The following is a 24,631-nucleotide window of genomic DNA, read 5'->3' as shown; positions in this document are numbered from 1 at the left end:
GCCACCTGATGGGCGCCCAGGAGCAGCCGACCGAGCTGTACAAGGTCGGCCTGGGTTCGGTCCGCTTCCTGATGGCGGTCGGCGACCTGTTCATCGGCTGGCAGCTGCTGCAGCAGGCCGAGATCGCCCTCGCGGCGCTGGACAACGGCGCCACCGGCTCCGACGTCGCCTTCTACACCGGCAAGGTCGCCACCGCGCAGTTCTTCGCCCGCAACGTCCTGCCGGAGCTGACCGCCACCCGCGCGGTCCTGGCCAACCTGGACAACGACATCATGGAGCTGGACGAAGCCGCCTTCTGAGGTTGACGGCCCACCCCTTGCCCTGACACGAACGGCCCGGAGCTTCGAGCTCCGGGCCGTTTGTCGTCTCCCGGTGATCTTCCCGGCGTACCCTGGGTTCTACCGTCGGTCGGGGTGAGGCTCGGGGGTTGCAGGATGGGTGACAGTACCGCGCTCAGTGTGTATTTGCGGGAGCGCCGGATGGCCGCTGGCCTGGCGCGCTCGGAGCTGGCGATGCGGGCGCAGATGGCGCCGCTGCTGATCAGCCAGATCGAATCCGGCACGCTGGTGCCCAATACCGCCATGCTGCAACGACTTTTCGACAGCCTCGAGGTGCCGCTGTGGTATCGCAAGCACATCCTCGTACTCGGTTTGCCCACAGTCGATTCCGGCCCCGTGCCCGCCACGCCCACCGCCGAGGACCTGACCGACCTGGCCAGCCTCAACCACCCGGCTTGCTATCTGCGCTTCCCCACCCTCGACATGCTCGCCGCCAACAGCGAGTACCAGCGCCTGTTCCCCGGCCTCGGCGCGGGCGTGAACCTGCTCGAGTGGATGTTCCTCAACCCCGCCGCGAAGAAGGCCTACCTCGACTGGACCACCGAGGCCCAGCTGATGGTGCACGCCTTCCGCATGCTCGCCCCGCTGGCCTCGAGCCAGCGCGTCACCGCGATCACCGACGCGTGCAGCGTCTCCCCCGACTGGGACCCGGTGTGGGCCGCGGAAATCAGCGCCCAGGACGTCTCCCGCCGCCACCTGCGCGTCCGCGAACGCAGCACCGGCCTGGAACGCCGCCTCCTGCTGCGCATCTACGACCCAGCCTTCCCCACCCGCCCATGGTGGCAATACCGGCTTATCCCGACCCGCTGACCAACAGCCACAGCACGCTGTTCATGGCCGACAGCATCGTCATCAGAACCCATGTCGGCCACTGCAATCCATCCACGCCAAACCCCTTGCCACTCACCGTCAACAGCCCTGACCGGGCCATATCCTACGGTGCGGCACCACCCCGGCACGACGCGGCGCCCGCCGACGAATCGACGGGCGCCGGACGGCACGGGCTCGGTCGCGGGAGCCCGGGCCGCGTCTGGTGCCGCTATTCGGCGTCGCCGGAACCGCTGGTCAGCTGCGCGAGCAGCGCGGCCAGGTCCAGCCCTTCGAGCGAACCGGTGGCGGGTTCCTCGGCGACCGGATCGGCTTCCTCGGCGGAACCGCTGGTCAGCTGCGCGAGCAGGGCCGCGAGGTCCAGCCCTTCCAGCGAACCGGTGGCGGGCTCCTCGGCCACGGTGCCCGGCTCCTCGGCGGTCCCGCTGCCCAGCCCGGCCAGGATCGACTCCGCCGACCCGGTACTCGGCTCCTCCGCCGCGGCCACCCCGGCACCCAGCACCGAGATGCTCGCGGCCGCCGCCATCGCCACACCGAAGACACGCATCTTCCTCATTGTGAACCTCACATCTTTCAGATTTTCCGCGGATTGCGCTCCCGCGGCACCCCTGATGTCTAACAGCTGGTCAATGCCTTTCGGCAGCCCGAGAAAGGGGGGCAAGACAGCCCGCGATCAACCGATCCGGAAGCGATTGCGGTATTCGGCCGGGGTGGTGTCGAGGGTGCGCCGGAACGCGCGGGCCAGCGTATCGACAGTATTGAACCCGCACGCCATGGCGATTCGCGGCAGGGTGTCGTCGCTGGTCTCGAGCCGATGCCGCGCCACCTCCACCCGCGCGGATTCGACATAGGCCGCCGGTGTCATCCCCAGCTCGGTACGGAACACCCGCGTGAGCTGCCGCTCACTCACATGCGCCTGCTCAGCCAGCTCGGTGACCGTCAGCGGCTTGGCGATATTGCGCGCGATGTAGTGCCGCAGTTCCTCGATGCGCCGGGTAGTCGACACCGGCTCCAGCGACACGCTGAATTGGCTTTGGCCACTTGGCCTTTTGAGATACATCACCAATTGCCGGGCCACCCGCAACGCGAGCTCGTCCCCGAAGTCGTCGGCGACCAGTGCCAGCGTCAAATCCAAGCAGGCGGTGAGACCCGCTCCGGTCCAGACGTTTTCGTCCCGGATATAGATCGGATCGGCGTCCACCAGCACCGCCGGATGCTCCTCGGCCAATTGCCGGGCAGTCGACCAATGTGTCGTCGCCCGCTTGCCGTCGAGCAGCCCCGCCGCCGCGAGAATATGCGCCCCCACGCACACCGACGCCACCCGCCGAGCATCCTTCGCCAGCTCCCGCACCGCGCCGACCACCCCCGGATCGACCACCGCCCGCACCCGCCGCTCGCCGTCGGTCTCGACAGCCCCCGGCACCACCACCGTGTCGACCCGCCGCCCGGCCAGCTCCGCGAACGTCGTATCCGGCAGCACCCGCACCCCCGCCGAGGTGGTCACCGGCGCCATCGATTCCGCGGCCAGCACCACCTGATACCCCGTCGGCTCGTCCATCTCCCGCCGCAACAGCGAGAACACCTCCGGCGGCCCGGTCACATCGAGCAGATCGACCCGATCGAACAGCACGATCACCACGAGCCGATCCACCACCACCTCCATGTCCGAATCTGCAGGTTACATGACATTGCCGCCATCCCGGCCGGTCAATTCCGTCGATCCCATGACCTCCCCCACGCTGCGCGCCCTCAACGGCCTCGACGAAACCCCCGCCACCCTCGCCGACTCCACCGTCATCCTGATCGACTACCAGAACACCTACACCCAGGGCGTCATGGAACTCACCGGCTGGCAACCCGCCCTCGACACCGCCGCCGACCTCCTCACCAAGGCCCGCGCCGCCAGCGCCACCGTCATCCACGTGATCCACGACGGCGGCAAGAACACCCCCTACGACATCACCGCCGACATCGGCCACATCCACCCCGCCGTCACCCCCACCCCCGACGAGAGCGTCGTCGTCAAATCCTTCCCCAACGCCTTCGTCGACACCGACCTCGGCGACCTCGTCGACGCCGCGGGCAACGACACCGTCATCATCGCGGGCTTCATGACCCACATGTGCGTCACCTTCACCACCGAGGGCGCCTTCCTCCGCGGCAACAAACCCACCGTCATCGCCGAAGCCTGCGCCACCCGCCCTTTGGCCACGGTCTCCGCCGCCCAACTCCACGCGAGCGCCCTCGCCACCCTCACCGACCTCTACGCCGTCGTCGTCCCGACCGCCGCCGACCTATCCTGAATCAGAAATCTCGAACGTCCGCACCCAGCACGGCGCCTCGACGAAACCGCACAGCAGTTCCAGGCCTCGCGAGCGCTCATAACGCGAGCGCTAGAGCGTCAGAAGGTCCCACCGTCGGGAAGTCTCTAGCGCTCCGCGCGAGCTTGTGCACAGGTCAGGCAGCGCGCCTGCTTTCCGCTGCGTGGATCGAGCAGGAAGTCGTGATCGAACAACTTACGGTGCCCCCTGTTGCGTTCACAAGCCCGGCAGTTGCGCCACCCCTTCTTCAGCCTCGTGTTCTCCGGCGTGAATTCATGACCGTATGGACAGAACCGAGATCCCGCATGTTTCGCCATAAAGCACACGCGACAACGGCGCACCGTCGTCGGGTTGCTCGTGTCAATCACATACTCGTGCCCATGCTTCGGAAGATGATCGGCATTGAGACGGCACAGCACGCAATTGCGCCAACCCTTTGCGGTGTATTCCGTTGTCGCCTTCGTAAACTTGTGACCGCTGACGCAATGCGTCGGAGGCGGATTCAGTTTGCGACAGATGAGGCAGCGCCGCTTCTTGGCCGGTCCGTTCGGGTCAGGAACGAATGAGTGCCCGTAGTCCGGTATATGCATTCTATCCCAGGTACATTGCTGGCAATACCGTTTTCCGTCGCTGCCGATTCGCTTGTTCTCCGGTGTGTACTCATGCCCCTGAGGGCAGAATTGCGGTGTCGCTTCCTTGCGTTCCCGACAAATGAGGCACCGTCGTCGCACCTCGCTTGCGTTCTCAGGGTCAGCAACAAATTCATGCCCGTGCTTTTCGACGTGGTACCGGTCCGTGTTGCACTGGCGGCACCGCCGATGGCCGTCTGGGCTGTAGTACGTGTTCTCGTCGTCGTAGGTGTGTCCTCGCGGGCAAGCGAGGATCACCATTGCGGCGCGTCTCAGGTTTTCACCAATTGTCACAGCCTCGAGATGCCGGGGATTGCAGCACAACGGAACACCGCACAAGTGATCAATCGTGAGATTGCGCGCTGAACCCTCACCGTTCGCGAGCTCGTACGCGAGGCGGTGAACCAGGATAGCGCGCCCCTTACGCTTCTGGCCCGGCACACGCACATATATCCGCCCGTACCCCATCTCATTCTTGGAGCCGGTCCACACTTGGCAGTCACCCGTGAGCCCATACAGCGTCTTACCGCGGTCCGAAACTGGATGACGAATAAGCCCCTGCCTCAACTTGACTGCCGGAGAAACCGCAGCCCCGGTCGCGACACCGTGACCGTCGAGATATACGACAGCCACAGCGATACTGGCCGCGACTGTTAGCAATTCACCGCACCCGCAACCGCATTTGGCCTTGTTCGGGTCACCGTATTTCTTCAAGCGCCGAAGATGCGCCTGACACAGCCCGCGCCCGGCAACTGGACGCGGGCACCCATCGAGCTTACATTCGTCGCCTTTCACCGGAACACGTGGAGCAGATCGGTCAGCAGGCAGTTCCGCGCTGGTCTCGACTCGCTCGATATTGAATTTGCGCGCATTACACGTCCAATGAGCAGCGCGACAATTCTCCATCGTGTGGGGGCCACCTCTGGACAGAGGAATCACATGGTCGACAGCCGGGGACAGCGGGTCATGTGGGCCGCCGAGAACTCGGGTTGTCCGCAAGCGCTCCGGTATCAGAGCTCCGCACAGGTGACATATCCAGCCATCCCGCTCGAACACCTCTCGCGCGATGACAAGTTCCCTCTCAACCCCGTACTTCTCGGCCCGGTTGAGCGCGTCACGAGCGCGAATCAACTCCGCCTTACGCCGCTTGACGTGTTCCTCACACCGCTGACGGCTTGGCCCGCGCCCGGTGGGGCGAGGGTCGAACATAGTGTCGCAATCAGCACACTTGATGAGCATGAGGCCTCCTCATCCCATAGGACCACCGCCCGGTGACAACCTGGGCGTTGCCATGCAACACGGCCGTCCTCTGGTCGAGGCGTGGCAGGGGTAGTAGTGGCACCCGGCCCGTGTTTCAGGCCGCCGCTCATGTGCCCGAGGTGGCTGGACGCCGAGCACATGCGACTACTGTGCGGGAGTCACATTCACGGTGACATTCGCACCGATCAGCGGCTTGAAGGTGACCTTGGCGGCGGTGAAAGAACCTTCGGCCGCGATGGTGCCCTCGATCTTCTCGCCGGGCTGCAAGTCTTCGGCGCCGATCTGATCGCCGGCCAGGCCGAGCTCGACCGAATGTTTGCCGCCCTCACTGTCGGTGATGGAGAAGTAGAGCGGGTTCACCTTCACCACCTTGTCGGCGCTGGTGTTCTCGACCAGCACCAGTACCGCGGTAGCCGGGCCCCCCTTGTCGAAGACACCGGGAACGAACGCGGCCGCCGAGGCGGTGATCCGCATGTCCTGCTGCATCTCCTGCGAGACCGGCGCACCCGGAGCCGCGGACTGTTCCGGCGCGGACGCCTGCGCGGGAGCCGCTTCCTCTCCATTACACCCAGCGACACCGAGCACAGCGGCGAACGCTATCCCCACAGCCAGCTTTCGCATCTTGTTCTCCTTCACATACGGAGGACGCATCCCGCCCCCTGCCCCCGAACGGCGCCATAACGGTTGGCCATCAACATCTTTCGATGCATCTGAGAAAGCTGACCCTATCAGCTACATTCGAGCGGATGCCGGTGCGCGACAACTGTTCACGGCCCGGACTCCGCCCGCACACCGGTAGCGGCGAACGGCGCCAACACTCTCCGCGCCGACGCGGCCGCCGTCACGTCGCCACCGAACACGAGCCACTGCACGCTGGTGGACACTCCGCGTTCTAATCAATCCACGCATTCAGGCAGATCGACCACGCAACAGCCAGAGTACGCATCAAAACAGACACCTTGTTCGTCCCTTTTGATGCCCAGCATGTTCGCAGTGGGGGTGTACGTTCTGACCAGTGGTTGCGCGTGGCGGTTGTTGCCGCCGTCGTTGGGGGTCAGTGTGTCGCCCGCACGAAGTAGCGTCGTCCAGAAACACGATGGGTATTCGCCGCCGCTAGTTGGCCGGGTAGCTACCTCCAGCGCCGAAGAGATCCCGATAGATCCAGAACACCGCGCCATCCTCGGCGAAGAAGCTCGTCGCCCCCGACAAACCCGATTCGCTCGGCGTCTCCTGCGGCGGCTGTTCAGGACTGGGCACCGTGAGCTCCGGAAGAACACCACGCCGGATGAGATAGTTCTCCTCGCCGGCGACAGCGTTGCTCGGAACCTCCCAATAGGTATCCCACGCGCTCGGCAGCTCGGGAGAACCACCACCCGGAATACCCACGATCACCCCCTGGACCGGGCGACCCCACACCAGCCGAGCCTGCCGGGGAACGCCGATCCTGGTCCACGCATCATTCGAATTCACCCGCAGACGAACCAATTTCGACATCACACATCCTTTCGATGCCTCCGGACCACCGACCCGCGGCCAGAGAGTCGGCACCGGAGGACGACAGACATCACCACGGCGAGTTCCGCGGTGCGCCCATGACAAAGCCCTCGCTCCTGAACATCTGGAGCGAGGGCTTTCGAGTTGGTGGGAAGCTATCTGCGCAATGGGCACCTGCTCGGCCCCTGACGACAACAGCCACCACCAATGGCCGACCGGAATGGAAGTCGGCCTTTCGAATCTTGCCGGAGTAGCAAGTGCGGGCTGTTCCAGCGGTGGCACCAGTAGTAGTTACGGGGCCGGAGTGACGATCTCATCGGTGTAGCGGGCGTAGCGGGCGATGTCGTTGTGCCAGACCACGCCGAGATCGATGGCATCGCCAGGCAATGCGCGATCCGGTGCGCTGGTCGACACGGTGATCTTGTGCAGCGCGGTGTCGTTGGGCCGGTAGCGCACAACGACGTCCATGAGGTCCCATTCACCTCGTGGCCGGATGTCATCGATGGCCACGAAACCACTGATATGCGCTTCGATTCCTCCGATCTGGCCGCTGATCACCATGGTCTTCTCGGTGTTCCACGGCTGAGCCGGCTCAACGGTGTAGTACACGTACATGGGGTTGTCACCGAAGAAGGCTTTGCCGAGCGGAATGCGGCCTGGGAACTGATCTGCCGGCATGCCGGCAGATCGACCGATGGAGACCACCGAGACAACGTCGAGTTCCTGGTCGTCGACCACGATGTCGTATTCGGAGGCGATGCCCCATCGTCCGATCTGCCGCATCGCGTCGATCTCGACGAATCCGGGAAGGTAGAACTCGGCGTCTCCAGTGGACGTGACAATGGTCAGGGTCTTCTGCATGTGCGAATCTTTCTGTCGGTCGCCGATCAGTCGAGGTCGGCGACGAGTGGGGAGTCTAAAGTGATTGCGCCACAACGTGTTCAACGAGTGACGGGAGTAGGCGAATGCCCTACCGCGCGTCCATGATCAAGTAGGTTCCTGCCCCTCCCAGCACCGTGGCGGACGGCAGATAGGAGGCATGCGTATTCGTCATCCGCGCCCACACCCGGTCGCCGGGCAGTACATCGACCGGTAGTGCGATGTCGAGAGCGGACGTCCCATTGACGAAGTTTTGAACGGTGAGCTGAGTGTCGTTGCGCATCAGCATCACCTGCAGGGTTCCGTAACTGCTGTTCCACACGCTGGTGAGCGTGATCCGGCAGGTGGCCGAATACTCGCCCGCCCGATCGAACACGAGCTCATTCCCCACGATCTCGGTGAACACGTATCCGGAACGCGCGGTCCACCCGGTGAGCTTCACATTCGCGGTGGCCTGCTTGATCTCTTGGTTGGCGACTTTGTCCATGCCCTGCGGCATGGCCGGCGCATCCTCGACAATCACCAACGGCATCAGAGGGTCGTGCCCTTCAGACTCACCTGCAGACCGCGGCCTGCGGGATTGTCCACCGTGCTGATGTGGACACTGAGCCGATCACCAGGCTCGAACACCCAGGCACCGGTGAGCGTCGTATCGGCGGCCTGGGCGGTCGGTGCGATCGTTGCCGCTGTCCCGGCCACCAGCTCGCCGTTGCGCCGGACCTCGGCGACGAGGTCGCCGGTGCCCGCGGTCTCGCCGCGATAGGTCACCGAGCTGAAGCTGACGCGACGCTCGATCCGGATGCCCTCGGGTTTCACGTTGCCCGCACCGGCGGCCCGGTTCCCGGTATGCGATTTGAAGGCGAGATCGTAGGCCTGGTCGGCCGCGGTGGGTGTGCGGGCGTCGGAGAGCCGGGGGTCGGTCGTCGCCACAGCACCGACCACCGCGAGCGCGGTCGCGATATCCGGGGCGCGAAGCAGGTCCCGCCCTGCTGTGCCGACGTCGGCGAGCTGCGCGGTGGTGTGAACGTGTGGGGTAGGCGTGCGCGCATCGTAGAGCCGCGGGTCGTCACCGGCGACCGCGGTGTCGGCGGTCGTACCGATGGTCGGCGGGAACGTGCTGGGTCTGCCGACGATATCGGCCCACGCGGCCGAGCCCGCCGCACCCTGGATAACGATGCCCGCCCCGCTGGGCGGCCATCCGCCAGCCGCGGCGTGGAACACGTACAGCAAGCCGTCGGCCTGCACCACATATTGGGCGCCTTCACCGGGATCGGCGGGCAGCTCCGAATACGCAGCCACCTGCCGATCAATCCGCAGACCCTGCCCGGCCGGGCCCATGACAACGGCATTACCTGGCGAACCGGGAACCGGCGCCACGAGTGCGAGGTCGACCAGCCCGATCGAATCCGCGTCCGGGTCGGCAGGGTTGGGGCCCGGCACGTACTCCGGCACATGGAAGTCGAACGGTGCCATCGGAATGTGGCGCCCGCCGTAAGACAGGTCGAACGACACCCGCCAGGTCCACTCCGAAGGATTGGTCTCGGCGTTGGGCGCGACCAGCCGAACACCGCGACGACCGCGCCATGTCAGGTACCCGGCTTCATCGATCTGGCACTCATAGTGCTCGGGAAGCTGCACGTAGGTAGCGGGGGCAGGCTCGGCGCCCGCCACCAGCACCACCGGGGCGCCCGCGGCGAAACTGACGGTGCCGGTCAGGGGAGCGAAGTCGGGCAGGTCGTCGAGATCGGGACCGTCGATGATGTTCGTCAGGAATCGCCCGACGACCTTTCCGTACTTCAAGGGAGGCAATTCAGCCACTGTCATACCTTTCGATGGGCTGCGAGCCAGGGCTCGTACCAAGGGAATTCGAGATCTATTCCAGGTTCTCGGCGGGTGGCGTCTGTTTGCATACCCACACGAACTCCTCGCCCATGAACGGTTGCGCGTCCGGCCGATCGCATTCGCCGTAGACGAGCGGGAACATGGGACTGCGCGGAACCGGTAGCGCATCCGAGCGGACCAGCCAGGGCTCGGTCGTATCTTCGCCGTCGGCCGGGACCCACCAATACGAGGCCAGTTGCCCGTCTTCGTCTCTGACCCAGAAGATTTCGCTGTTTGTCGGGACCGCGATCTCCTGCCACGCGCGGTCACGGGTCAGCTCCACGCGATGAATTCGCAATGTCATGCCGCCTCGATTCGAACGAAACTCCCCGCACCGGACAGCACCGTGGCGCCGTGGGTCGACCAGCCTTGGACCGACACCCGGTCGCCCACGGTCAGGGAGATACTCGCGGTCGCCGAAAGGGTGCCGCTCCAACCACCGACCGTGGACCCGGTCGACACCACGTTCCCATTGACCAGGATTCTGACGGCCTGCTGCGGCCCGCCCGCTCCGGCGGAGATCTGGAATCCGATCCCAGCGGTGATGTTCGCACTCGCGATGTCACCCTGCGCGAGGATTCCGTGGCCGTTGACGACCGAACCGGGATGGTTCTGGGTGTCGGCGGTCCAGCTGCCGATATCCCGCCAGCTCGAGGTGAGGGACTGGTAGCCGTTCTTGATCATGCTCGAGGAACGGAAGGGCTGCGTGCCCGCGACGAGAATGTGCCGCATCAGCGAGTCACAGCCTTGATACTGGCCTGCAGCCCCAGCCCGCCCGGGTTGTCCGCGTTGACGATGTGAACGGTGATGCGGTCGCCGGGCTGGAAAAGCCAGGACCCCGTCGTGGTTTCGCCGAGTACGTGGTGCGTCTGCGGCACCGTGGTCGTGGTGCCGGTGACGGTGGCACCGTTGTTCCGCAGCTCGACGATCAGATCGCCGGAACCTGCCGAGTTGCCGAAGAACGTGATGTCCGAGACCTCGATCGCACGCTCGACCCGAATGCCCTCCGGCAGAACATTTCCAGGCCCGGGGATGCGAGTCCCCATATGGGATTTGAAGGTGATGTCGTATGCCTGGCCCGCGGCAGTGGGTGTGCGAACGTCGGAAAGGCGCACGTCGTCAGCGGTGATCGTACCGAGAATGGTGCGTGCTGCCGCGGTGTCGGCCGCCTGTGCGAGGGTCGCACCCAGGGCAGACACGTCGCTGATCTCGGAGACGCCGTGAAAGTGCGGGGTCGGCGGGCGAGCGTTCGTCATTCGTGGATCGTCGCCCGCCACAGCGGTATTCGAGTTCGGGCCGATGGCCGGTGGAAAGGTGCTCGGTCGGCCGGCGATCTGGTCCCACGACGAAGCACCGATCGGGCCCCTGATCTTGATCCCGTTGCCCTCGGCGGGCCAGCCTCCGTCGGCGGCCCGGTACAGATAGAGCAGGCCGTCGGCACGCACCACGATCTGGGCGCCGTCGGACGCGGACACGGGCAGCTCCGCGTAGGTATCCACCTGGCCATCGATCTGCAGGTCGGTTCCCGGGGGCCCGACCACGACAGCCGTCCCCTGCGAACCGGGCGACGGCGCGACCAGTGTCAGGTCCACCAGCCCGGTCGAGCCGGAATCGGGATCGGCGACATCCGGACCAGGTACCCACTCCGGCACCTGGAAGTCGAAGGGTGCCATCGGGATCGGCCGATCCTCGTATCGGAGATCGAAACTGACCGACCACGTCCAGTTCGAGGGGTTCACTTCGGGGCCGGGCGCCACCAGCCGCACACCGCGCTGTCCCCGCCACGTGAGGTAGCCGAACTCATCGAGGGAACACTCGTAGTGCTCAGGCAGCTGCACATAGGTTGTCGCGGCTCCGGCGGTAGTCACCGACACTTTCGACACCGCGGCGGTGAACCGCACGGTTCCCGTCAGTGGCAGGAATTCGGGGAGTCCATCGAGGTCAGGGCCGTCGTTGACGTTCGCGAGGAACCGGCCGACGACTTTGCCGTACTTCAGGGGAAGTTCAGCCATCATTGTTTACCTTTCCAAGGCGCACCGAAACTTCGGGCCCGGCACCGTTGACCGGTGCCGGGCCCACGTTTCCGGGCTTCGCCTGCTCACACAGGCTGAGCGTGGACGATGAGTTGCGCACCGTCATTGCGAACGGTGTAGGTACCGGTCCCGGAGACACGGCGAACGACCACGTACATGGTTGTCGTCTGATTCATCGGAACCACACCGATCGTCGAACCGGGCGCGATCGGGTATTCGAACTTGGGTCCGATCAGCACCTGCTGATCGTTGGTGCTGGCACGGCCGAAGCCGAAGCCGACCATCGGTCCATCAGGGCTGCCGATCCGCACTTCGAGATCGCACCGGGCATTGTTGCCCGACAGGCGAACACTGCCCTGCACCATGGGCCGCCAATCGGTCGGCTGGCTGGGGATGGTGATCGCGGCCAGCACCTGGGTGGGCTGGTTGAGGTTCGAACCACCGGTGAACTGCCGTCCGGCAATGGCCCACGGCCCGCCGACGCGTGGGCTCGGCATCGGCCGAAACACCTCATCGGCGCTGTCCCACGCCAGCACGTGTTCACGGCCGAGGCCGTCTTCATCACCGATCCGCACGTCGGCTGCGTCTCCGATCCGCCCGGGAGCTCCGGGATCACCGGCGGGCCCATCGGCGCCTCGGGGAAACCCGATCTCCAGCCGCTGGTTCGGAGCTTCGCCGAGCAGCTGCGCGGTAGCGTTCGACCCCGGCGGCAACGCGACACCGGTGCCGGTGAGCATGTTGGGCTCGCCGCGGTAGCCCGTGGTGCCGAACGCGTTCCGGAATGCGACGAATTCCATTCCGGTCCAGAGGTATACAGAGTTCTCCGAGATCACCCGCCAGGCTTTGCCCGCATCCTCGATGGCCGGCTTCATATCGGCCAGCGCCGCCGGATCCGTGACGTCACCCTGCCACTGCCACGGCCACGCGGGCGCTCCCGCCGATCCGGTCGGACCGGGCGGGCCCTCCCTGAGCTCGATCAGGGCTTCCCGGTCGACCAGCGACACCGAGTTCACCGTGTACGGCAGGCCCACCGAGTCGGACACGCCACGCATGGTGACGTTGACGTCCTCATCGAAGACCACCCCATCGGACTGGAGGTTCGTTTCGCTGCTCATGCTGCCCCCACGGGACGAGCCCAGCACATAATGCTCGCGCCCGACATGTAGTAGGTGTAGTTGTTGGCGAGGTCGTCGCCGGATTTGCGGAGAACGACATACAACGTGACCGGCGTCCCGGCGGGAATCACCCCAACAGTGCTGTCGGGAGTCATCGCGCTGGTGGCGAAGTGCGGCTGGAACGCGGCGTAGGAATCCGCGACGAACGGCAGACTCGCGCCGAGGGCCACAATCTGCCCGTCGACCCCGCCGACCCGAACTTCCGCGAGTACGCGGGTTTCATAGCTGGTTCCGACCTTCACACTGACCGGAACACCACCAGTGACCATCGGGCGCCATGCGGTGTCCTGGGCGGGCACCTTCAGCATCGCCACGGTATTCGGCGACGCGCCGACGTCGACCTGGGTCGCTGCGAACCCTGGACCTCCGTCCCAGGCGGCCCCTTCCACCACCGACCACGGGCCCCGCAGTCCAGGGTGCGGTCGCGGAGCCCATTTGCCCACTTCGGCGTCCCACATCGGAACAACCCGATCTTGATGGGGTCCATCGAGATAGTCGGGGGCGTCGCGAAGCGGGCCGGGCGGCCCGTCGGGTCCTTTCGCGCCCGCAACACCCTGCGGGACTGTCAGATTGAGAACCAGGTCGGGCGCAGTCCCGGTGATGGAGACTTCGAGCTCACTGTTCACCGGACCGGTGATCACCTCACCGATGGTCAGCCTGCAGCTTTCACCGTCCGGGCCGTGACCGCCGAAGGCGTCGGCGAAGTTCTCGAACGAGGTGCCATTCCAGTAGGCGACCATGTTCGTCGACAGCACCCGCCAGGCGCGACCCGCATGGGCCCGGCCCAACCGTGCGGCCACAGCGGCCAGGGCCGCCGGGTCCGCGATATCGCCCTCCCATCGGAATCTCGGTGCGGCGGGACCGGTTCGGCCCACCGGCCCGGGAGTGCCGGTCATCAGTTCCAGCGAACCGTCCCGTGGCGTACCTTGCATCGACTGCACGACACCGGGCATCCCGATGCCCTCATCGATGCCACGGATCAGTGTCGTGTCGAAATACAGTTTGACGGTGGACATTCAGCCTCCCAGGGCCGGCTCGGCGAAGACGACCAGCGACGCGCCGTTCGAGTGGAAACCGATGTTGCCGGAGCTCGTGCTGGCCACCCCGTGGCGTTCCACCACGACCACCAGGTCGGCGGCTTGTCCAGCGGGAACCACACCGTAGGTGCTGGTCGGCGACATCGTTCGCGAAGTTCCGCTGTCGCCGTACAGCGGCGACAGCGGAACATAGAGATAGTTGCTGGAATCGGTCCAGCCCAGTCGGTAGCCCGCGACGATGGGCCCTTCCGAATGCAGCAGCCGCACCGTCACCACCGCGTAGAGGCCGCTCACGGCGGCGGCCAGCGCGAACAGGTGACCGTGCACCACGGGCCGCCAATCGAATACCTGCGCGGGCACGGTGAACGTGCCAGCGATGATCTTGTCGACAGCGCCGGTCTGTGTCGCGTTGAAATCCGACTGGTACCAGGACCACGGTCCGGTACCGAGCGGAGTCGGCTGCGGCCGGTACTTGCGGGTGCCGCGGTCGTAGGCGAAAACGCTGCCGGCCGTCGGTGCCCGGCCGGCATCGAAGTCGGCGGCCGCGTTGATCGGCCCGGACTGCCCCGGCGGGCCCGCAGGCCCGGCCATTCCCGCGGGCACGGTGACTGTCAGCTGTTGCGTGGCACCGCTGCCGCTGAACTGCACTCCTGGTTCGGTCAGTTTCTCGTCGTGCAGGGTGTGGGCGACGTTGATCTGGTTCGGCTCGGCCACCGGCCCCTGCGGGCCGACCGCGCCGGGCGATTGCATCCAGCCCGTCCCCGTCCAGACATCCATCGCGTTGTTGTCGAGGCGATGCCACCATTTGCCGCGATCCTCAGCGCCGAGGTCACCGGGACGTTCGGCTTGGTTCGCGATCGAACCCATCCGGACGAAGGTGGGTTTCGCGCGGCCGGCCGGCCCCTCGGGGCCGATCGGCCCGGCAGGTAGCGGCAAGGTGGCCACTTCGCGCGCCACTTCCACGTCGGCTGTGATGATCGGGAGCCCATCGACGTCGCGCTGTCGGTGCGCCCTGATTCGCGCTGGGAATGAGAAGTCGGTCATTGCGAATCCTGTTTCATGAGTTTCTCCGTCTGGTCAGATGATGAGCAGGTCCAGATCCGCGCCCACGTCGGTGGACAGGTCCTTGATCGCCGAGGCAACGCGGCCCAGCCGCTGCCACGCCTTCACCACGGAGTCCTCTTCGTCGGAGCCGTCACCGACCGTGATCTGCCAGCTGGCCGGGGTTTCGCGGCCGTCGGTGAAGGTCAGTTCGGTGACGAAGTCGGTGAACACCGCCTCGCCCATGGCGAAGCCGATCTGGTCGCCGAGGCCGAAATCGCGGCCGATGAGATAGGGAGCGTTGTCCTGAATGGTCACCTTGTGACTGGTGTAGCCGCGGGTCAGGTGCAGACCCTGACGAGCGGCGACGAACCCGTCGAGCGTGAACGCCTTGTCGCTGCCGGTGATATACAGCTCACGGAAGGCGTACGGGCCGGCGTTACCGACCCGCTCCATATCCCGATAGACCATCCAGGCCAGGAACACATCATCGAGCTGACCGCGATAGAGCCAGTCCATACCGATCAGCGACAGCAGCGCCTTGATCGCCATCTCGATGCCGGCATTCACCCAGCCCGGAGAGCGTCCGCCGACGATGATGTCGGTCGCGGTGGGCTTGTGCAGCGCTACCTCGGACGCGCCGATCCCGGAATACTCGCCCTCGTGGTACCACACCCACGGCAGATTGCGCACGGTGCCGAACTTCCCCGGCGTCCCGTACACCGCCTCGTACTCGGTAGTCGAGTCGAACTTCGGGTACCGCATGGGTGTCGTGCCGTCGTCGGCGAATTCCTCGAACCACGAGACGATTCCGTCCATCAACGTGCCTGTCGGGCCGGTAACGCCCGACTTGTCCACGGTCTCCAGGACCACAGTCGGCTTGTCGAGGTAGAACCACTCCGGTGCGGGCTGTTCGTCCTCACCGGGCAGGAAGAACCGCGCCGTCAGCATGACACCCGAGTCCTCGAGCATCGGCTGGAACAGCTTGTCGGCCATATCGAATCGTGCCGAAGCAGCACTCCACCGGCTGGTATCGGTCCGCGGGTCGACCGGCACGACCGCGATAGGGAACGTCGTATTCCCCTGCAGCCGCATCAGATTCATCGTCAGATACGTGGTCACCAGCGTCCGCACCGGACCGAACAGAATGTGGTGGCGCGGGAACTGGGCCAGCACCGGAGCGAACGGGCTCGCCCAGCAGCAGATGGTGGAGATGTGGTTCCAGGCGTGAATCGCCTCGATGTCCACCGTCTCGACCCCGTTGTCATCACGGACGATCGACGCCTTGGTGATGTAGCCGTCCCACCGGAAACCCCTGGTGTTCACCGTGATCGGCAGTGTCGTATCAGCGTGATTGCCGAACAGGTGGTCGAAGTGCACCATGTCCCGCGGGCAGATCATCTTCAACCCGCCGGCCGAGTTCCGCGGAAAGCTCACCTGCAACGACAGGTAACTCCGCTCCTCCCCCACCTCCTGCATGTCCTTGTCCCAATACCGGACCAGAACCTCTTGATCCCGAGCATCCTCCTGCTCGACGCGAAACATCTCATCCATCCGCCGCGATTCCGCGTGCGGGTCCCAAACACCCATCCTCCACCACCTTTCCTAGATTTGGGCATAAAAAAACCCAACCCGATTCGGGTTGGGTTCTCAGCTGCCAAAAGCGTTACTCGAGGATCTGCCGGACATGCTCCGCATAGGAGACACTGGCCGACGGAGCCCACCACCACCAGTGTGATTCCGGGATGCCAACAGGAATAGCGCCCTTCGGGAGCGGCGCCACCTCATCGGCGTGATCTCGCAGCACGTCATCGATCTCGAAGACCAGCTCGACATCGCCCTCGTCCAACGAGTCGTGAATTTCCGGATAGTTATCGAGCAGAAACTGCATAGCGGATCTACGTATGCTCACATCGCACCAGCCATCGACCATCACCGATGTCGCCCGAGAATGCGCGTTCATCACGTAGTAGGCCATCGTTCGGCTGTTCCAACCCACCAAGGCGACGACATCACGCCTGAAAGCATCCAACGGCACGGCCGATCCGTCCCCATCGCTCCGAATTGCGCACTCTATGCGCACGATACCATCCATTGCGCGTTCGAAGGCATTCACGCGAGAATCATGCTCGTCGGAGCCACTACGATCTACCTCGAGCGCGATCTTGAAATCAGCGATCACCGCAGTCATACGATCAGCAATCGATGCATATCCGCTCACTTCTCCACCGCTTTCGGGACAACCAATTTGGGATCTCCATAACTTGCGATCAATACTGTGCCCTCAGGCATGACCTTAACGATGGCCTCCAAGGTTTTGGCTCCAGACTCCCAGACAATCAAACGATGAAACACAATGGTCTTAACACCACCCGGTTCGAGCTTGATCTTGACGCGGTGGCCATTCTTCACCGTCTCCGCCGCGCTCCTATGATACGCGTCGAGCGTCGACAAGCCTGAAATCTCCGAATCGGGCAGTTCACGCCTATGTTTGATCGCGTGGTATGCTGCCGCCACAGGATCACCGAACCCGAGTCCGTCGAGTGATTGTACAGCAGGCGTCAATGGCCTACTGGCGAAGCCTTCCTCCATTACCCGGCTCCGCCATCCGCTTGACTCCACCCATTTAACGTCATTGGCGAGAGACTGTCGCACCGATTCAATATCCATTGTCCGGGCGGCATATGTCGCATTCTTCTCGCCAGATCGCTTGCCCGAATAGTCGATTGCCTTACTATGCTCATCAAACATCGACTTGACGTACTCGTAATGATTCGCGAAGCTTCGCGGATTCGCAGGGCCGGCATGGTCAAGAGAAAACTTCAATGCCACAGGAATCATGGCAGATGCCTTACCAGCATAGCTTGTATTCGCTAGAACGCTAAAAGCGCGAATACGCGCCGGGTCATTCAAGGCCGTATCTCCGAATATTTTCCTACCATCGAAGCCGTGCGCCGCAAGGAGATCATCGGCCTTCTTCGCGTTCTTGATCTCCTTCGGAGAGAGTGTCGGATATTTGGGCGACTCTCCCAGCCCGACATAGTCACCCTCCAGTGGCGATCCCCAAGGCATGGCTTCATCTCCGCGTTGCGGGAGTCTGATGTCGCGCATACGAAGGTGCGGGCTGACATCCTGCATGTCAACCAATGACAACCCGTCTGACAGATGAGTGGCATTCCCCTCCGCGAGAACATGGGGTGCTTCCTTGGTGCTGTTTCGTGGCGCCTCACCAGCAGCGCCCGCAGAACGTCCGAGCGCTCGCGCACCGAACCAGGTGGCTCCCACAGCTACGACCGAATTCGGGTCGCGCCAGTCCGGAAGGCCGATTACCTGACCCGCATGGTTGAGCGCCCCGAGGTAATTGTCGTTGTCATACTCGTGTTTGGCCGCCTTCACCTGGTCAGCAACGGCCTGCCCGATTGTGTCACTGGTCGGGAGATTCGGGTGTTTGCCGAATACGCCGCCGATGCCGTTGATAGCCGCACCGATATCAGTCATCGCAAAGAATCCCACACTGATATCCTTGAAAACTCGCAAGGTACCGCCGATACTGAGCTTGTCGAGCCACCCCTGGTTCGGCCCGCTCGGATCAGGAATGTCTGAGGATTGGACTGTATGTTTCAGCCCCTCCGGGTCGACCGCGCTGACGGAAATCACGTTGCCATCGCGGTCTTTTTCGATCGCTATGCGCGCATCGTTGCCAACCGGTAGCTTACTGATCATCCTTGTCAGCTTCTCGGTCGCCACCCGGGTCGGATCAGTCATGAATTCGGTGCTGGAAGTGCTTCCAGCCTTAGCGATCGCGGCTCCGTACGCTCGAGTCGCATCCACCGCAGACAGTTGGGCGGCCATTCCCTTGGACATCGTCGTCAAGGACACTGGGTTTTCATCACCCGCCATCCATCCAGCCAACAGCATGCCCTGTGGATCGAAGGTCACCCGCGCTACCGGATGACCGGAGGCGTCGATAGTCTCCAACTTCGTATTCGGACCGTCCGAGGTCAGGAAAGTACGCTGACGAGTCTTCTCGTCATACTGACTGGCAACCGGCTTACCGTGAATATCGATGTCGTAGTGCCAGAGACGTTGTTTTTCGTCGAACTTCCATCCACGACCACTGTTGTCAATCTGCCCGACGAAGGAACTCTCCACTCCTCCGCCATTTTTAGCGGTCGTTTTGCTGAATGTCTTATTGGCATAGTTGTCAACGTGAGCATTGTCGTACGTACCAGTTTCGTTCAGCGTGCCGTAATCTGTCCCAATCCGGTTACCGTTGGTATCGTAGCTCGGTGTTCCAACATCCTTCCAGTCGGCCGTCGCACCGAACTCCGAGTGGGGAGATGCGGCCGTATCGCTGCCTGGCAGAAAGTTCTGACCATAAGCGTCCGATTCGACAGAGGGCTTGTTGATGTAATATTCTCCACCGAATTCGTTCTTGCCCCATTTTTGATATCCACCCTGCCCGTTCGAAACAATCCTGGACGAACTCGTGGTGCCATCAACACGATTTTCAACGATGTCAACTGATTGATTGCCGTTACCCATCGGAATCGTGTAAGTTCTGGTCCCACCACCCTCCATAGGAACAGTCCAGGTATCGCCCTCTACCTTTCCTGTAGTATCCGGCATTCCATATGGGTCCGAAATGAGCGTAGCGGAAACCGGCGACACCACCTGAGCAGGCGCGGACTGCGGGGCGGGCGAGGGTATTTGGGTACGCACAGGCGCAGCGGGTGACGGAGCCTGCTTCGACGGGGCCGTGGGTGGGAGGTCAATCGGCACTGCCGGCCTGTCCGACAACGCGGGATAGTCGGAGGTCAGCCCTGGGATCGTCGGCCCGTTAGGTAGTGATAGCGGGGCATCGACGAACTGCGCATCAGGTACACGGTCTTGGAAGCGGGTCCCTATTTCGCGCGCTCTATGCACTCGCTCGAATGCGCGCACTGCCGATGCTGCCGTCATCCCGTTTTGCGTGTGTACGCGCGACTGCCGCGTCGCGTCCGTCCGAGGCGGCGCATTTGCGGGTACCAAGGAAGCCAACCACTGCTGAAACCCTGCGGGGTCGTATGCCATCACCAGTTTTGGAACCGTCATCGCGCTCGCTCCTTAAAGATCGAGAGCCCAATCCCGCATGGGGATTGGGCTCTCACGATCGATTTTCCGTTTGATACGCAGGATCAGAACGGTCGCGAAGACCTCGGCGTCACCGCCCCGATCACACTCGAGTCGACAGTTCCGTCCTCGACCTTCACCACGATGTCGGTACTGGTCCACGGGTCCAGCGAAGCCAGCCAGCGACGACCGGCCAACTGACCCCACACATTCACCACCGCCGAACTGTCCTCGGTGTACAACCGCGCGGTGCGATGGCGGGGATGAGTATCGATCCGCAAAGTCTGACCGGCGACCAGGCGCGGGGTCTGCACCATGCGCGGTTGGCCGGAGTCGCTGGGGACCGGGTCGAGGATCGACCACCGACCGGGGCCGTTCATGGTGTAGCGCGGCCACGCCGGCTGGTCGGCCGCGTTCCGCATGCGAAGGATGCCCTCCCCCGTTCCCGAAGCGTTGCTCCAGACCTGCGTCTCGTCGAAGTGACGTTCGAGCGGGTCCATGGCGGTCGCCGAAATCTTGTACATGGCGAAGCCGTTGCGGGCCGGATCGATATCACCCGAAGGTTCGGGCGCGCTGTCGAGCTGGAACTGCTGGAACCGCCAGCCCTGGTGCCGGGTGAAGTATCCGACTGTGACCGGCTTGTCGGTGGACCACCCGCGGAACCAGGCGTCGTGGACGGCCAGGAACTCACGAACCGGATTCGATTCCCGGGCTCCCGCGGCGGTCGAGATGATCGCGAGGAAGTCCCATTCCTTCTTCCAGCGGACCGACCGCGCGAAGGTCGCACCGTCTTGGCGCGCGCCCTCAGTGGTCAGCAACTGGACCGGCGCGAACATGAATCCCGCTTGCGCAGAGAGTCTTACGCCCTCGCGGCCGGCGTTGGGACCGGCCAGGTGCCAGACTCGGCCATTGATATCCCAGACCACGATCTTGGTGTCCTGGCTGGTGAGCAGTTGGTGGGTCATCGCCCGAGCCCTCCTCCGCGTTGCTGAGCAAACGATTGACGGCGCTGGACGCGGGCGATCGACATCGCGACGCTCTTGGGGTCCATACCGTTGAAGTTGAAGATGTCGCCGCGAGCGGTGTGACCACCGACGCCTTCGGCAAGGTCGGTCAGACCGAATCCGGTGCCGACGAGTTCCTTGGCGGTGCTGGCCACCCATTCGACCGGCTTCGTCACCAGGTCGACTGCCTTACCCGCGACGACCGAGCCGGCGAGTGAACCGAGGACGCCACCGATGGCAGCCCCGACGGGACCGCCGACCGCGGTGCCGATGCCGGTGCCGATGAAGCTGCCGAGCTGACCTGCCGCATCCTGCGCAAGCCCCTTCGCCGCACCGGTGATGCCCTTGACCAGGCCGCCGGAAGACGCGCCGGAGAGGAACCCTTGAATGCCCGCCGTAAGGTTCGATCCTTCGTCGTAGTCGAAGGCCTTCTGCTGCTCCCAAGGGACGAAGAAGCTGGTGTCGGATTCGATCCCGAGCTGTTTGGCGAGTTCGCCGTCGACCCCGAGGGCGGCATTGACCTGCGGAATTCCCAACGCACCGACCAGCGCGCCGACAGTCGATCCCACGTCACCGAGTGCCGCGTTGTCCCCGAGCCCGAGCGATTCACCGAAGTTCCTCGCGAGCTCGCTGCCCACAATGGACGCACGGTCGATGTAGTCCGCACCGCCGAAGGTGGTCCAGTACTCCTGTTCTGCCAGATTGGTGCCGTGCAGGCCCTCGCTGAGGCTGGGAGTGCGTGGTGTTGTCGCAGGTCCGGTTGTCGCGGGCGACCCGTAGGTCATCACCGTGTTCGTGCTGCCGCCAGTCGACCCGCCGGTGACGGTCACACTGTTGGAGCCGCCGTTGGTGCCGTCACCCAAGCTGGTGACTGTCGTCGGCGAAGCACCGCCAGGCGCGACCGCACCCCCCGGCCCGCCGCTCCCAGCCAGCGCCGAAGTTTCCGGCATGGCGCCGATCTCGGTCTTCAACGACATCGACGCCGCGAAACCACCGCCGAAGCGCGAGCCGATCGACTCGCCGAGAGACTTGCCGATATCGGGCGCCAGCAGGCCCGCCGGACCCAGCGCCGGCGCGATGGCCTCGCCCAGCGCTGACCCGACCCGGCCACCGGCCTCGGTCGCCGAGGACATGATCCCTGCGGTGAGCGCCTCCGACAGCGCGGCAAGCGGCGCGACCGAACCACCGGCTTTCGTCGTGGACGGCGCCGCGAAGACCGGCGCCACATTCATGACGCCCTGAGGCTGGATTGCCAGTTCGGCCGACAGCGGTGGGGCATCCGCGCTGAACGGCGAACCCTGTGACAGGTCGACCTTCACGGGGTCCTGAGTGCGGCGGCTGTACGGTCCACCCATACCGAACACAGGGGCCAGCACGCCACCGAGTGCCGCACCGGCGACACCGGCCGCATCGATGGCCGCACCGGCGACCCCGCCGAGTACATCAGCGGCCAGCCCGGTTCCGAGCAGCGCACGCCAACGCTGGGGGTCCTCCACCGAGGTACCACCGACGAGACCGCCGTTGGCGAATCCCGGCAGCATGCCTGCCAGATAGCCCGCCGACGGCACCCAGCCCGCGTTGATCGCTTCGAGCAGCGGTAGCGCATTCGCTGTCGCCGCTGCGTTGACTACGTACTCACCATTCGAGAGCCGGGCGAGAATCGAGTCGCTGCTACCGGTACCGGGTCCGCTCACCGGGCCGCCTCGGGCATACCCGTCCGGAGAGCCGGCGGTGTCGACCATCGTGTGGTCGACACCGGAGTCCGGCTTCGCGGGATTGTGCAACGTCGTCTTCGACGAGAACTTGATCAGCCGAGTCTTTGTATCGGCCTCATCGCCGTCCGGGCGGAGCAGGTCCATCGCCTGCCCCGCCACTCGTTCGGCGATGGTGCCGGGTTGGGTGCCCAGCACATCGGACAGCACGCTGTCGAGCACGCCGAACAGGCCCGTACCGATCAGCCTGTTCGGCGGGATCCGGCCGTCTGCATCGAGGGTGATCGGGTCGTCATCCGGCAGCGTGATCGTCGCGGTGCCCGACCCGGTTCCACCGTGCCAGACAGCACCGCTGGGCAGCCTGATCCGTTGTCCCGGAGCCGGTTTGCCGCTGGTGGTCATCGCAAGAACGTCCGGCAATGTCATCGCCGTTGGGCGTTTCTTCTTCACAATTGGTATCCACTTTCTGCGTTCGACCGCTCCGGTCCTGCAGCCGCCTACCCGTTCCAGCCGAGGAACTCGTTCATCTGATCGAGTTGCGTGGCAGTTCCGACCCGTTCACGATCCGACTGGCGGCCCGGCCGTTGAATCGGCTCGGGCCGGTTCCGGCCGCGTCGGCCGTCGTCGGTACGCGCCCACACCAACCAGCGCAGGCTGTCGGAAACATCGGCCAGCAGGTGTTCAGCGGTTCGCCAACGGCTCTCCTCCGGATACATCGTGCGCAGCAGCGCCGAGTCGAGCGGAAGGTGCTTCACGATCACGCGCAGGTCTGCCCAACCGAGCGCGTCGGTACCGAGCAGACGCAACCGAAGACCGAGGGCGATCAGGTCGTATTCGATTGCCTCGCCATGCTCTTCGAGAAGAGCATCGAGGCCTAGGATTCCCCCAGGCTCAGCCCCGAGTGCGCACGCCACGCCTCGAGCATCTGGTGGTATGCGTCGGGATCCATGTCGTCGAGCACCGCGAGCGCCTCGGGCGCCAGGCTCAGCTCGAGCAGGGTGTACATCGCGTCGACATCGCCGAGACGACGGATTCGACGTACCAGGCCGGGCTTGAGGTAGGACAGCGAAGGCAGCACGATCTCGGCGCCGTCGACTGTGTAGGTGAAGTCGTCCTTCACCTGAGTCGGCTGAGCGACCTTGATGGGAGCAGCAGGAGAAGTCATGGGTAGCAGACCCTTTCGTAGATATAGAAAATTTCTTGAAATGAATTGGGGCCCAACGGCGGCGGGCGGGCCTGCGCATAGGTGTTTTACCCGCCGCCGTTGGGGGCTTTAATCAGGCAGTCTTGATGCCGTCGTCGAGGTAGCGGTACGCCTTGACGCCGGAGTCATCCTTGAACGCCTCGACATTGATGGTGAAGCCGGCCAGTTCGTTCGAAACGAACTTCTTCTCGGTGATGGACGAGATCTTGGCGTTCGGCAGCACGATACGGAGCTTCTTCTCCTCGGTCTTCATATCGAAGACCCACGAGCGACGCGGCAGCACCAGGCCGGTTTCCTGGACAGTGATCAGCTTGCCCGAGGTGGAGGTGGCCGCGGTGGCGGTCACGTTGCTCTCACCGAAGATCTCGCTGAGCACATCCTGGTCCCACACCGCGTACAGGGTCAGGCCGAAGCGCACCGAGTGCTCGGTCTGCAGCTGGGCGATGATATCGGCGTTCCAGTCCTTGACCGTCTCGACCTTGCGCTCACCGAGCGACTCGATGCCGTCCTCGGACACGTAGCCGAGCGGCTTGAACGCGGGATCGATGACGCCAGCCGCGGTGGTGGGCAGGCTGGTGTTGAGCGGCGCCACCAGGACACCGCCGGAAACGGCCAGGTTCGGGGTACCGGCGCCGATGAAATTGCTGGAAGGCAGAGCCATTGTGTTATCTCCCTTGGGATTG

Annotated in this window: 25 protein-coding genes and 1 pseudogene; 3 read left to right on the top strand and 23 right to left on the bottom strand. The window is 64.2% G+C overall.

What is annotated here, in order from left to right:
• Together ACWEMY_RS16465 and ACWEMY_RS16460 are read left to right on the top strand one after the other, a co-directional pair.
• Nucleotides 1–299: acyl-CoA dehydrogenase C-terminal domain-containing protein (locus ACWEMY_RS16465; protein ID WP_452390695.1), on the top strand; the 299-nt coding region annotated here is incomplete at its 5' end.
• Between the two features lie 135 nt (nucleotides 300–434).
• Nucleotides 435–1,148: an MmyB family transcriptional regulator gene (locus ACWEMY_RS16460; RefSeq protein WP_452390694.1), complete on the top strand. Its 714-nt coding sequence runs from the start codon at nucleotides 435–437 to the stop codon at nucleotides 1,146–1,148.
• 229 nt (nucleotides 1,149–1,377) lie between these two features.
• Here ACWEMY_RS16460 and ACWEMY_RS16455 read toward each other — a convergent pair whose 3' ends face one another.
• Nucleotides 1,378–1,713, bottom strand: coding sequence for a hypothetical protein (locus tag ACWEMY_RS16455; RefSeq protein WP_452390693.1), 336 nt, complete (start codon nucleotides 1,711–1,713; stop codon nucleotides 1,378–1,380).
• A gap of 126 nt (nucleotides 1,714–1,839) precedes the next feature.
• The gene (locus ACWEMY_RS16450; protein ID WP_452390692.1) at nucleotides 1,840–2,817 is read right to left on the bottom strand and encodes a GlxA family transcriptional regulator; all 978 of its coding nucleotides are present in this window, start codon (nucleotides 2,815–2,817) and stop codon (nucleotides 1,840–1,842) included.
• A 73-nt stretch (nucleotides 2,818–2,890) separates the two neighbouring features.
• Between ACWEMY_RS16450 and ACWEMY_RS16445 the strand changes: the two genes are divergently transcribed.
• Entirely contained in the window at nucleotides 2,891–3,469 is a 579-nt protein-coding gene (locus tag ACWEMY_RS16445; protein WP_452390691.1) for a cysteine hydrolase family protein, read from the top strand.
• Nucleotides 3,470–3,594: 125 nt separating this feature from the next.
• Here the strand turns inward: ACWEMY_RS16445 and ACWEMY_RS16440 are convergent, their stop codons facing one another.
• From ACWEMY_RS16440 to ACWEMY_RS16340, 21 genes and pseudogenes are all read right to left on the bottom strand, one after another.
• Nucleotides 3,595–4,830: an HNH endonuclease signature motif containing protein gene (locus tag ACWEMY_RS16440; RefSeq protein WP_452390696.1), complete on the bottom strand. Its 1,236-nt coding sequence runs from the start codon at nucleotides 4,828–4,830 to the stop codon at nucleotides 3,595–3,597.
• 159 nt (nucleotides 4,831–4,989) lie between these two features.
• Nucleotides 4,990–5,325 (bottom strand): annotated as a pseudogene (locus ACWEMY_RS16435) (HNH endonuclease); the annotation flags it as partial.
• Between the two features lie 195 nt (nucleotides 5,326–5,520).
• Nucleotides 5,521–5,997: a hypothetical protein gene (locus ACWEMY_RS16430; protein WP_452390690.1), complete on the bottom strand. Its 477-nt coding sequence runs from the start codon at nucleotides 5,995–5,997 to the stop codon at nucleotides 5,521–5,523.
• 492 nt (nucleotides 5,998–6,489) lie between these two features.
• Entirely contained in the window at nucleotides 6,490–6,870 is a 381-nt protein-coding gene (locus tag ACWEMY_RS16425) for a hypothetical protein (RefSeq protein ID WP_452390689.1), read from the bottom strand.
• Nucleotides 6,871–7,161: 291 nt separating this feature from the next.
• On the bottom strand, nucleotides 7,162–7,731 hold the full coding sequence (locus ACWEMY_RS16420; RefSeq protein WP_452390688.1) for a hypothetical protein: 570 nt from the start codon (nucleotides 7,729–7,731) through the stop codon (nucleotides 7,162–7,164).
• A 109-nt stretch (nucleotides 7,732–7,840) separates the two neighbouring features.
• Nucleotides 7,841–8,281, bottom strand: a complete 441-nt coding sequence (locus ACWEMY_RS16415; RefSeq protein ID WP_452390687.1) for a hypothetical protein — start codon at nucleotides 8,279–8,281, stop codon at nucleotides 7,841–7,843.
• Nucleotides 8,281–9,567, bottom strand: coding sequence for a hypothetical protein (locus ACWEMY_RS16410; protein WP_452390686.1), 1,287 nt, complete (start codon nucleotides 9,565–9,567; stop codon nucleotides 8,281–8,283). Before ACWEMY_RS16410 ends, ACWEMY_RS16415 begins: the two co-directional genes overlap by 1 nt.
• Nucleotides 9,568–9,622: 55 nt before the next feature.
• Nucleotides 9,623–9,913 (bottom strand): hypothetical protein, encoded by a 291-nt coding sequence (locus ACWEMY_RS16405; protein ID WP_452390685.1) that lies wholly within the window; start codon nucleotides 9,911–9,913, stop codon nucleotides 9,623–9,625.
• Nucleotides 9,914–9,930: 17 nt separating this feature from the next.
• On the bottom strand, nucleotides 9,931–10,362 hold the full coding sequence (locus tag ACWEMY_RS16400) for a hypothetical protein (RefSeq protein ID WP_452390684.1): 432 nt from the start codon (nucleotides 10,360–10,362) through the stop codon (nucleotides 9,931–9,933).
• Nucleotides 10,362–11,642 (bottom strand): hypothetical protein, encoded by a 1,281-nt coding sequence (locus ACWEMY_RS16395; protein WP_452390683.1) that lies wholly within the window; start codon nucleotides 11,640–11,642, stop codon nucleotides 10,362–10,364. The genes ACWEMY_RS16400 and ACWEMY_RS16395 overlap by 1 nt, the downstream gene beginning before the upstream one ends.
• Before the next feature lie 86 nt (nucleotides 11,643–11,728).
• A complete protein-coding gene (locus ACWEMY_RS16390) occupies nucleotides 11,729–12,778 on the bottom strand; it encodes a hypothetical protein (protein WP_452390682.1) in 1,050 nt (349 codons plus the stop codon).
• Nucleotides 12,775–13,854: a hypothetical protein gene (locus ACWEMY_RS16385; protein WP_452390681.1), complete on the bottom strand. Its 1,080-nt coding sequence runs from the start codon at nucleotides 13,852–13,854 to the stop codon at nucleotides 12,775–12,777. Before ACWEMY_RS16385 ends, ACWEMY_RS16390 begins: the two co-directional genes overlap by 4 nt.
• Nucleotides 13,855–14,742: a hypothetical protein gene (locus ACWEMY_RS16380; RefSeq protein WP_452390680.1), complete on the bottom strand. Its 888-nt coding sequence runs from the start codon at nucleotides 14,740–14,742 to the stop codon at nucleotides 13,855–13,857. It abuts the gene before it with no gap.
• 210 nt (nucleotides 14,743–14,952) lie between these two features.
• On the bottom strand, nucleotides 14,953–16,470 hold the full coding sequence (locus tag ACWEMY_RS16375; protein WP_452390679.1) for a Gp37-like protein: 1,518 nt from the start codon (nucleotides 16,468–16,470) through the stop codon (nucleotides 14,953–14,955).
• A 112-nt stretch (nucleotides 16,471–16,582) separates the two neighbouring features.
• Nucleotides 16,583–17,107 carry a hypothetical protein gene (locus ACWEMY_RS16370; protein ID WP_452390678.1) on the bottom strand — a complete coding sequence of 175 codons (525 nt, stop codon included), beginning with the start codon at nucleotides 17,105–17,107 and terminating at the stop codon, nucleotides 16,583–16,585.
• Nucleotides 17,108–17,133: 26 nt separating this feature from the next.
• On the bottom strand, nucleotides 17,134–19,461 hold the full coding sequence (locus tag ACWEMY_RS16365) for a hypothetical protein (RefSeq protein WP_452390677.1): 2,328 nt from the start codon (nucleotides 19,459–19,461) through the stop codon (nucleotides 17,134–17,136).
• Between the two features lie 632 nt (nucleotides 19,462–20,093).
• Nucleotides 20,094–20,993: a phage tail protein gene (locus ACWEMY_RS16360; RefSeq protein WP_452390676.1), complete on the bottom strand. Its 900-nt coding sequence runs from the start codon at nucleotides 20,991–20,993 to the stop codon at nucleotides 20,094–20,096.
• Complete coding sequence (locus ACWEMY_RS16355; RefSeq protein ID WP_452390675.1) at nucleotides 20,990–23,194, bottom strand: hypothetical protein; 2,205 nt, start codon at nucleotides 23,192–23,194, stop codon at nucleotides 20,990–20,992. The genes ACWEMY_RS16360 and ACWEMY_RS16355 overlap by 4 nt, the downstream gene beginning before the upstream one ends.
• Nucleotides 23,195–23,241: 47 nt before the next feature.
• On the bottom strand, nucleotides 23,242–23,658 hold the full coding sequence (locus ACWEMY_RS16350) for a DUF5361 domain-containing protein (protein WP_452390674.1): 417 nt from the start codon (nucleotides 23,656–23,658) through the stop codon (nucleotides 23,242–23,244).
• Nucleotides 23,619–23,909, bottom strand: coding sequence for a hypothetical protein (locus ACWEMY_RS16345; RefSeq protein WP_452390673.1), 291 nt, complete (start codon nucleotides 23,907–23,909; stop codon nucleotides 23,619–23,621). Before ACWEMY_RS16345 ends, ACWEMY_RS16350 begins: the two co-directional genes overlap by 40 nt.
• Before the next feature lie 112 nt (nucleotides 23,910–24,021).
• Complete coding sequence (locus ACWEMY_RS16340; protein WP_452390672.1) at nucleotides 24,022–24,609, bottom strand: phage tail tube protein; 588 nt, start codon at nucleotides 24,607–24,609, stop codon at nucleotides 24,022–24,024.
• Between the last annotated feature and the right edge of the window lie 22 nt (nucleotides 24,610–24,631).

The sequence above is a fragment of the Nocardia sp. NPDC004415 genome, assembly GCF_053602435.1.
Note: the sequence above shows the minus strand (reverse complement) of the source record. Positions and strands in the feature narration are given on the sequence as shown.

Coding starts and splice junctions, on each gene's coding strand:
- ACWEMY_RS16390 (WP_452390682.1), bottom strand. CDS start 12,778: ATGAGCAGCGAAACGAACCTCCAGTCCGATGGGGTGGTCTTCGATGAG.
- ACWEMY_RS16430 (WP_452390690.1), bottom strand. CDS start 5,997: ATGCGAAAGCTGGCTGTGGGGATAGCGTTCGCCGCTGTGCTCGGTGTC.
- ACWEMY_RS16345 (WP_452390673.1), bottom strand. CDS start 23,909: ATGACTTCTCCTGCTGCTCCCATCAAGGTCGCTCAGCCGACTCAGGTG.
- ACWEMY_RS16455 (WP_452390693.1), bottom strand. CDS start 1,713: ATGCGTGTCTTCGGTGTGGCGATGGCGGCGGCCGCGAGCATCTCGGTG.
- ACWEMY_RS16420 (WP_452390688.1), bottom strand. CDS start 7,731: ATGCAGAAGACCCTGACCATTGTCACGTCCACTGGAGACGCCGAGTTC.
- ACWEMY_RS16445 (WP_452390691.1), top strand. CDS start 2,891: ATGACCTCCCCCACGCTGCGCGCCCTCAACGGCCTCGACGAAACCCCC.
- ACWEMY_RS16340 (WP_452390672.1), bottom strand. CDS start 24,609: ATGGCTCTGCCTTCCAGCAATTTCATCGGCGCCGGTACCCCGAACCTG.
- ACWEMY_RS16375 (WP_452390679.1), bottom strand. CDS start 16,470: ATGGATGAGATGTTTCGCGTCGAGCAGGAGGATGCTCGGGATCAAGAG.
- ACWEMY_RS16370 (WP_452390678.1), bottom strand. CDS start 17,107: ATGACTGCGGTGATCGCTGATTTCAAGATCGCGCTCGAGGTAGATCGT.
- ACWEMY_RS16380 (WP_452390680.1), bottom strand. CDS start 14,742: ATGGGTTCGATCGCGAACCAAGCCGAACGTCCCGGTGACCTCGGCGCT.
- ACWEMY_RS16385 (WP_452390681.1), bottom strand. CDS start 13,854: ATGTCCACCGTCAAACTGTATTTCGACACGACACTGATCCGTGGCATC.
- ACWEMY_RS16400 (WP_452390684.1), bottom strand. CDS start 10,362: ATGCGGCACATTCTCGTCGCGGGCACGCAGCCCTTCCGTTCCTCGAGC.
- ACWEMY_RS16415 (WP_452390687.1), bottom strand. CDS start 8,281: ATGCCGTTGGTGATTGTCGAGGATGCGCCGGCCATGCCGCAGGGCATG.
- ACWEMY_RS16360 (WP_452390676.1), bottom strand. CDS start 20,993: ATGACCCACCAACTGCTCACCAGCCAGGACACCAAGATCGTGGTCTGG.
- ACWEMY_RS16425 (WP_452390689.1), bottom strand. CDS start 6,870: ATGTCGAAATTGGTTCGTCTGCGGGTGAATTCGAATGATGCGTGGACC.
- ACWEMY_RS16460 (WP_452390694.1), top strand. CDS start 435: ATGGGTGACAGTACCGCGCTCAGTGTGTATTTGCGGGAGCGCCGGATG.
- ACWEMY_RS16365 (WP_452390677.1), bottom strand. CDS start 19,461: ATGGGTAACGGCAATCAATCAGTTGACATCGTTGAAAATCGTGTTGAT.
- ACWEMY_RS16395 (WP_452390683.1), bottom strand. CDS start 11,642: ATGGCTGAACTTCCCCTGAAGTACGGCAAAGTCGTCGGCCGGTTCCTC.